Raw genomic sequence first — 1,571 nt, forward strand, 5'->3', positions numbered from 1 at the left:
TAAAACAATGTGTACCTCATAGTTATGATAAACGCTATATAGTACGTTGTCATCTGCTCAAGTCTGAGTCTAATGGAACTAGTGAAGACTTTTGAAAAGGACAGCATGGGTGGCATGGGAGTCGCAATCACCGACACCCAATTTGGCAGAGAAAGTAAGGCAAAAAAAAGATCGCACTCCCAATACTCAGGATGCGATGTGCGTACCCTCTCTTTGAACATGGGTACGCACTCCATCTGTAAATGTGTTTACCCTGGGGCTATTTGTCTTAACTAAGTTTTAGTTTCAACTTGCTTAGAAAGCTCACACTCTACTGTTATTTTAAGATTACTTTTAGCAGTGCCTTTGGTAACATAAGTAATACCAGCTTCTCCCCCTAATTAAATTCCCAATTCTAGGGTTACTTTTTTAACATTAGGGATTGGCTTTTTCTTAAACGCATTTAAGCCAATAATGGTGTAAGCCCGGATCGTACCTTCAATGATTTGAGCGTGTTGTATTATTTGTTGTCGTAGTTTTTCAGGAGCACTCATGCCCTTGTCGGTGAGGGCTTCTTCTTCCTCTTCCTCTTCGTCTTGGTTGTCTGGGCTGCTTACCGTAGGAATGTCTAAATCTTCTGTAGCTTCAACATAAATAATTGTGCCATCCTCTAGCTGAATTGGCGTTAATTGTCTCATAGGATAATATTTAATAAACTATTTACCAGCAAAATTGCTAACATAATTGTATCCCTATTAATTATTTATTTATCTAAAAAAAAAGCTGGTTGTTATGAGTCGGAATGCCTTAGTAATCGGGATTAATACCTATAGCTATGAACACCTCAATAATTTAACGGCACCTGGGCGGGATGCAGAAGCTATAGCCCAATTACTAGAGAAGTATGGAGACTTTAAGGTAACGCGACTCCCGGCAGTTAAGGATAAACAGAATAATGCTATTCGTGTTGGTAAAAAAACCAAAGTCACTCAAACTGAGCTAAAAAAAACAATAGTACAATTGTTCAAACCAAATGGAAAAACCCCAGATACGGCGCTACTCTATTTTTCTGGGCATGGACTACGGGAAGACCTGGGTATATCAGAAGGCTTTTTGGCAACTAGTGATGTAAACCCGGATATGGGTAACTGGGGTGTTCGTTTAAAATGGTTGCGGGAACTACTACAAGACAGTGAAGTAAGGCAACAGATTATTATTTTAGATTGCTGTTATGCAGGAGAAGTCCTAAATGTAGCAGAAGCAGACCCTGGAGACCGGGGTAAAGGCAGAGACCGGTGTTTCATTGCTGCTTCTCGTGCCTTTGAACGCGCCTATGAGGAAATTGATAGTAATCATAGTGTTCTCACCTCTGCACTGATCAAGGGATTGGAACCAAGCCAGGAGCGATGGGTAACTAACTATTCCTTAGTTGATTTACTTACTCAACAACAGAATGCTTTTCCCCAGCGTCCTGTTTTTAGTAATTCTGGTGAAACGATTAATCTGACTCGTAGGTGGACAGCAGCAACAAAACAGTTGGCTGCCTCGGCAAAAAATATCTGTCATTATAAAGGTTTGGCTTATTTTGATTG

At 40.3% G+C, this 1,571-nt stretch carries 1 protein-coding gene and 1 pseudogene; one reads left to right on the top strand and one right to left on the bottom strand.

Annotated features, from left to right (window positions below):
- Positions 1–272 precede the first annotated feature (272 nt).
- Positions 273–677: pseudogene (locus F6K53_RS41305) on the bottom strand (CU044_2847 family protein).
- Between the two features lie 94 nt (positions 678–771).
- On the opposite strand from F6K53_RS41305, the gene F6K53_RS41310 reads away from it, so the two are divergent.
- A partial coding sequence (locus tag F6K53_RS41310; RefSeq protein ID WP_293086140.1) for a caspase family protein occupies positions 772–1,571 on the top strand: 800 nt, incomplete at its 3' end.

The organism is Moorena sp. SIO4A1 (assembly GCF_010672065.1).
Classification (GTDB): domain Bacteria; phylum Cyanobacteriota; class Cyanobacteriia; order Cyanobacteriales; family Coleofasciculaceae; genus Moorena.